Source organism: Stenotrophomonas sp. 278 (assembly GCF_003935715.1).
Classification (GTDB): domain Bacteria; phylum Pseudomonadota; class Gammaproteobacteria; order Xanthomonadales; family Xanthomonadaceae; genus Stenotrophomonas; species Stenotrophomonas maltophilia_AH.
In genome coordinates, this window is sequence record NZ_RHPP01000048.1 from 23,017 (window position 1) to 29,987 (window position 6,971).

The window sequence follows — 6,971 nt, forward strand, 5'->3', positions numbered from 1 at the left end:
AGATGAACGGAGCCTCCGCGGCCTCGCCCCACCTGAATTTTGCCGTTATCAACTAGCTGCTGCTTCCTGCGTAGGTACACGCCCTCACTCCAGCCGAGAGTGTCTCGGAGGCGATGGTTACCGGCGCTTCCTCCTAGATCCTTCAGTGTGGATAAGAATCTCTTGAGTTGTGCTTCAGTGGAGTTCATGAGCTTTTGAGATTCTTTCAAGCGGGCCAATAGAGCCGCTTTAGGGGCACCAGTCGCTTGGTTTCAGCGTCGGTGGCATCGTAGTGTTCGATCAACGCCCGAACTACGTGATCCAGTGTCCAGAGGGCCAGCGGAATCGGCGCACGCTCAGCTTCGTAGATCGCGTCCTTGGTGAATCCATTGGTGCTCACATAGAGTCCACGATCATCCTTGTGTCGGCCGCCCAGAAATCCCCTGATCTCCGGACTACCCATTTGTCCTTTGCGGTGCTTGACCTCTACTACAATGCGGGGATGCTCGAATCCGAAGCCGTCTGGGGAGGCGACGATATCCTTCCCCCGATCCGGTCCGGCAGGGGACACCTGCGTCTTGTAGCCCATCGCTCTCAGGATTCCGGCCACCAACTGTTGCATGTCGCTCCAGTCGAGCTCATTGACTCTGTCCTTAATGAGCTCGATTCCCTGAGATTCCACATCCTCTAGCGGATCGGCGCTCGCGCTTGCTTGCTCAAGCTGTGCGGTCGCAGGCGAGGTTCCTCGCATGACGGCGAGTACTTCTTCTGCGGCAGAGTTGGGAACTTGAAACACGGTCAAGGTCGATCCAAGGCTGTTTTTGCTTGGGGCACCAAGACTGTCCCGTTGGAGCTCTCCCGGCTGCCACATCACATGACGCGCCAATGACATGCCTTCGGCATCCCACTCCGGGTGGTGCTCGACCAAGCCATCTATCTTGCCAATCAGGTACACACGGTTCTGGGGAGAGTACGAAACCACCCAGTCACCAACCTGAATTTCATTGACGAAGCGCCAGACCTGTGATGCCCCCGATAACGCCGTTCCGCGCTTCGCTTGCGGCTCAGCGCTGAGGAATCGACTGACAAGATCTTGACGAGGTACGCCAGGCTTGGCTGCTGCGGCAAGTTGATGCCACCCAATGGCCACGACGCTGCGCTCGCGAAAGGCGTCAAACAGGTTTCCACCATCGCCACGTACCATCCACATCCGTGTCATCGCTGAGCCCTCGCATCTGGTGTTGGTTACTGATCTCCATCGCTGGGACGGGGATCGCACGGGCAGAATTATCGCCTTATTGGCGTGCTATTTCCCAATACAGAAGCTCGAGAAAATCCGCCCCAGCAGATCATCCGCACTCATCCGCCCGGTGATCTCGCCCAGCGCCTCATGCGCGAGCCGCAGCTCCTCGGCGGCCAGCTCCAGATGCTCATGCACCAGCTCCGACTCGGCGCGCTCGGCGTGGCCGATCGCCAGGGTGATCGCTTCCACATGTCGGGCGCGGGCGGAAAACTCGCCTTCCACGCTGTCCCCTGCCCCACCGCTGGCCAGCTCGCGCAGGCGGGTGTGCAGCTGCTCGAGGCCGGCGCCGGTAGCGGCGGACACATGCACCACGCTGGGGTCTGCCGTGGGTGGAATTTCCGCGAGCAGGTCGCTCTTGTTGTGGATCCACAGCTGCTGCGGCACATCGAGGATGGCGTCGCCAATCGCCTCGCGGCCGCCCTGCGGGTCGCGTGCGTCAACCACCACGATGGCGAGGTCGGTGCGCTGCATCTCGGCGCGGGCGCGACGCATGCCTTCACGCTCGATGGCGTCGCCGCCTTCGCGCAGGCCGGCGGTATCGACCAGGGTCAGTTCCAGGCCATCAATGCGGATGGTCTCACGCAGGGTGTCACGGGTGGTGCCGGCGATGTCAGTGACGATGGCGCGCTCGCTGCCGGCCAGTGCGTTCAGCAGTGAACTCTTGCCGGCATTCGGCGGCCCCACCAGCACGGCATGCAGACCGTCGCGCAGGCGACGGCCACGTTCGGCATCGGCGCGCAGCTGCACCATCGCGCGCAGCGCTTCGGCAAGACCCGACCGCACCTGCTCGCCACCCAGCGTATCCAGCGGTTCATCCGCGAAATCGATCGCCGCTTCCACATGGATGCGCAGCAGCACCAGCTGCTCTGCGGCATCTTCCACGCGACGCGAGAACACGCCATCAAGTGAGCGCCGTGCGGCACGTGCGGCGCGGCTGTCGCTGGCGGCGATCAGGTCGGCAATGGCTTCGGCCTGTGCCAGGTCAAGCTTGCCGTTGAGGAATGCGCGTTCGCTGAACTCGCCGGGCCGCGCCTGGCGTGCGCCCAGCGTGATGCAGCGGGCCACCAGCTGCTGCAGCACCACCGGGCTGCCGTGCCCCTGCAGTTCAACCACATCTTCGCCGGTGAAGCTGCGTGGGCCCGGGAAGTACAGCGCGATGCCATCGTCCAGCACCTCGCCGGCGGCATCGCGGAAGCGGGCATAGTGCGCATGGCGCGGGCGCAGTTCCGGGCAACCGAGTGACTGCGCGATCTGCGCGGCCTTGGGCCCGGAAACGCGCAGCATGCCCACGCCGCCGGCACCAGGCGCGGTGGCAATGGCAACGATGGTGTCGGTGGCAGCGGTCATGGCTTACAGCTTCTCCAGTTGCGCGCGGGCCTGCGCGGCCCCGCTGCCCTGCGGCTGCAGGGCCAGATAGGTGGTGTAGGCCTGCCTGGCCTTGGGTTTGTCGCCGGCGTGGAAGTAGGCATCGCCCAGGTTGAGGTGGGCCACCGCGCGCGAGGGGTCGATCTTTAGCGTGTTTTCCAGCCAGCGGGCGGCCTCGGCGTACCGCTGCTGGCGGTAATAGACGAAGCCGAGATTGTTGGCGGCCTGGGCGAAGTCCGGGCGCAGCTTCAGCGCCTCGGTGAATTGCGCCACCGCCTCGTCGTAGCGCTTTTCGCGGTACAGCTGCAGGCCACGGTCGTTGGCCTGCTGGGCGCGCTGGCGGTCCGGGGCAGGACCGGCGGTGGGCACCACAAGCTTCGCCTGCCCGCCTTCAAGGTTGGCCACGGTCACCGGTGCTTTGCCGGGCTTGGCGTCCTGCACGGATTCGACCTTGCTGTTCAGCGCGATCGCATCGGCGGTCAGCTGATGAGTGTCGGCGTTGAGATATTCCTGGCTGTCCGGCACCTGGAACACAAACTCCCCGCCCTGCGAACCGGGCAGACTGCCGAACGCCGGGGTCTGCCGGGAGACGGCCGAAACCGCCGGAGCCACATAGGCAGCGAGCTCGGTGCCGGTGATCAGGCCATCGCCGTTGAGGTCGCCCTTGCCGGCCAGTGCCTGCAAAAGCACCCAGGTGAATACCGAATGGCCGTTCGGACCGGCATCGGCGACCTGCTGGTCGGCACCGCCGGCGGTCAGCATCTGCCGCGCACTGCGACGCGCGTTCTCGCGCAGGAAGGCGGAGGAGGATGGGCCGCCGCGGGTCAGCCCCAGGCCGCTGTAGCACGCGTCCATCACGAACATCACATGCTTGGCCTGCATGCTTTCGGCGATGTTCTGCAGATCGGTCATCGCGATGGCGTCAGTAGCAAATGCGTTCGGGTCGGAGTCCACCGGAATGATGTAGCCCAGGTCGCGGCCCGAAGCGAGCCGGCGGGTCGCCCCGTGACCGGCAAAGAACACGAACACGCGGTCATTGCGGGCGGTGCGGTCGTCGGCGAGGCGGTCGTGGAACGCGGCCAGGATGTTGTTGCGGGTGGCTTGTTCGTTCTTCAGCACGATCACCTGCGACGACGGGAATCCGAACTGCCCGGTCAGGGTGTCGGCCACCGCCTGCGCATCATGGCTGGCGTACTCCAGCCTGGGCCATTTCGCGTAATCGTCGATGCCGACCACAATCGCCCAGGACTTCTCGTAACCGGTGGTGACGGTGTCGTCGCTGGTCGCACCCTTGCGCGCACGCGCGACGGTGAACTCGCGGCCGTTCCAGCCGGCGAACTGATAGCCGTCGGCAATCAGCCTGTCGAGGATCTGCGGCAGCGCCTTCACCGCACGGTCGTGGATATCATGGAACAGGATGATGCCGCGCTGTTCCTTCTGGACCTGATCGACCACGCGCTGCACGATCGATTCGGGCACCGGATCAGCCCAGTCCATCGAGTCGATGTTCCACATGATCGACTTCAGGCCCGCTTCGTTGAGCAGCTGCAGGCCCTCCGCGTTGCGGGCGCCGTAGGGGAAGCGGAACAACGGTGCGCGGCGTGCATCCACATCGCGCAGCAGGGTGTCGGTGGCCAGCACCTGCTCGCGCAGTGCGTCGCCGGTAGTGCGCGAAAGCTGTGCATGGGTCAGGCTGTGGTTGCCCACCGCATAGCCCTGCTCCATGAGGTTGCGGCTGATGCTGGCCATCGGGCCGAGCTTGGGCGTGCCGTCAGCCTGCACCTGGCCGAGATTGCGACCGACCTCGAAGAACACCCCTGGCACGTCGTAGCGCTGCAGGATGGCCACCACTTCGTCGGTATGCGTGCGGTGCGGACCATCGTCGAAGGTGAGCACCACGGTCTTGGCGGGCAGGTCGCGGCCGAAGATCTCGCGGTCGCTGTCCTGCATCGACATCGGGTACGGCTCGATCACCCCGTAATCGCGCAGGATCGCTTCGCGGGTGATCAACGTGCGCAGATGCGCGACGTAGTCCTCCCACTTCTCGCGCTTGAGCGTAATCGCACGGGTGCGGTCGAAGCGGCTGAAGATGCGGGTGAGTTCCTGGTTGTAGTTGCGCTCGATCTCGTCCAGCGCATCCAGGTCTTCGCCGATGCGCTGGTGCAGCTTTACTGCCGGCAGCGAGGAGTCGGTGCCGATGCGGGTGTGCAGATCGCGCAGCACTTCGCGGAAGGCGAGGCGGTCGGCGTCGTAGAGTTCAGGCGCGGATTCGATGTAGTCCAGCACCGTGCCCAGCGTGGTGAACCGCTGCGGCGTGGTGCCCTTCAGCAGCGTGTCGAACAGCCCCGCGATGGCTTCGCGTTGTTCCAGGCCTTCGTGGAACAGCTGCTGGCCGACGCGGGTGGATGTATTGCGGTCGGCAGGCGACTGCTCGGCTTCGTCGGACAGCAGCACGATGATGCGGCGATGGCCGTCCAGCTGCTTCTGCAGTGCGGTGAGCAGTGGCGCGGTGGCCGGGTCCTGGGTGATCGCGGCCTGGGCGCTGGGGTGTTGCGGGGCTGCGCTGTCCGGAGTGGCGGTGTCTGGTTTCTGGCTGCAGGCGACAGTGGCCAACGTCAGCAGCAGCGGCAGGGACAGGCGGAACAGGGGCGCGCGGGGCATGGGCAGTCCATTGGGTGAAGCGTGGCGCCGGGCGCCGGTTGCGGGAATTCTACCGCTGGATGTGCAAAAGCCCGCCGGAGGGCGGGCTTTTGCGGGAGACATCGGGGTCAGACGACCAACGGTCGCCTGCTACCGGTTACTTTTTCTTGGAGGCCGGGGCGGCGGGGGCCGGGACCGGGTCACTGCCGTGGCGCTTGGTCATCCACCACTGCTGCAGCAGGCCCAGACCACCATTGACCACCCAGTACAGGACCAGACCGGACGGCATGAAGGCCATCATGACGCCGAAGATCAACGGCATCATCTGCATCATCTTGGCCTGCATCGGATCCATGCCCGGTGCCGGGGTCAGCTTCTGGGTTGCCCACATCACCAACATGTTGATGATCGGCAGGATGAAGTAGGGGTCACGCGCGGTCAGGTCCTGGATCCAGCCCAGCCACGGAGCCTGGCGCAGTTCCACCGACTCCACCAGCACCCAGTACAGGGCGAAGAAGATCGGCATCTGGATGAGGATCGGCAAGCAGCCGCCCATCGGATTGATCTTCTCCTTCTTGTACAGCTCCATCATCGCGGTCTGGAACTTCTGGCGATCATCGCCGTAGCGTTCCTTCAGCTGCTGGATGCGCGGCTGGAAGCGACGCATCTTGGCACCGCTCTTGTACTGCACGGCCGACAGCGGATACAGCACCAGCTTCAGCAGCACCACCAGGCCGACAATGGCCCAGCCCCAGTTGTTGACGACCTTGTGGACCTGGTTCAGGACCCAGAACAGACCCTGGCCGATGACGGCCATCAGAGAGAAACGGCTGTAGTCGACCACACGGTCCAGACCTGGCACGTCTTCCTTGGCGATCTGGTTGACCAGCTTCGGGCCCACCCACAGGCGGGCCTCGGTGCTCACCTGCTGACCCGGCGCGACGGTGAAGGCCGGACCGGTGGCCTGGATCTGGTCGCGGCCGTCATGCTGGGACAGCGAGTAGTTCGCCGCCTGGTCGGCCTGCGGAATCCACGCGGTGAAGAAATGGTGCTGCAGCATGGCGATCCAGCCACCGGTGACCTGCTGGTTGACCGCGCCGTCGTCCATGTAGTCCTTGAACGCGCGACGCTGATACTTCTTGTCGTTGTCGAACCAGGTCGCGCCGTTGAAGCTGAACGAGTCCGGGTTGGTCATGCTACGCGACAGGATGGTCGGCGTGCGGTCCAGGGTGCGGAAGACGTAACCGTTCCACGGGGTGGTGCCGGCATTGATCACTTCGTCCTTCACGTTGACCGCGTACTCGTTGCGGCTGACCGTGAAGGTGCGGCGGATGGTGACGCCGTTCGGACCTTCCCAGATGAAGGGAATCTGCAGCTCGTTCTGGCCCTTGGCCAGCACGAAGTCCTTGGCATCGCCGACCAGGCGGAAGCCACTGGCTTCCGGCACCGGCATGCTCTTGTCCTGGCTGGTCCAGCCGCTGATGGCGCGGTACGGGTGGGTCGGCTCTTCGGTCAGCAGGCGAACCGGTGGGCTGCCTTCATCCTTGGTCTGCGGGAACTGCAGCAGCTCGGCATCCAGCACGTTGCCACCGTCCAGCACCAAGCGCAGCACGTCGGTGGTGACGGTGACGCGCGGCGCGCTGGCCGAAGCCTGGGTGGTTGCGGCTGCGGCCGGGGCGCTGCC

At 64.7% G+C, this 6,971-nt stretch carries 4 protein-coding genes; all 4 read right to left on the reverse strand.

Annotation, left to right across the window (positions count from 1 at the left end; genetic code table 11):
- Positions 1-205 precede the first annotated feature (205 nt).
- Complete coding sequence (locus EGJ34_RS10020) at positions 206-1,189, reverse strand: restriction endonuclease (protein WP_260476956.1); 984 nt, start codon at positions 1,187-1,189, stop codon at positions 206-208.
- 96 nt (positions 1,190-1,285) lie between these two features.
- Complete coding sequence (mnmE, locus tag EGJ34_RS10025; protein WP_125360342.1) at positions 1,286-2,629, reverse strand: tRNA uridine-5-carboxymethylaminomethyl(34) synthesis GTPase MnmE; 1,344 nt, start codon at positions 2,627-2,629, stop codon at positions 1,286-1,288.
- Positions 2,630-2,632: 3 nt separating this feature from the next.
- A complete protein-coding gene (locus EGJ34_RS10030; RefSeq protein WP_125360343.1) occupies positions 2,633-5,308 on the reverse strand; it encodes a tetratricopeptide repeat protein in 2,676 nt (891 codons plus the stop codon).
- A gap of 136 nt (positions 5,309-5,444) precedes the next feature.
- On the reverse strand, positions 5,445-6,971 hold a 1,527-nt coding region (gene yidC, locus EGJ34_RS10035), incomplete at its 5' end, for a membrane protein insertase YidC (RefSeq protein ID WP_125360344.1).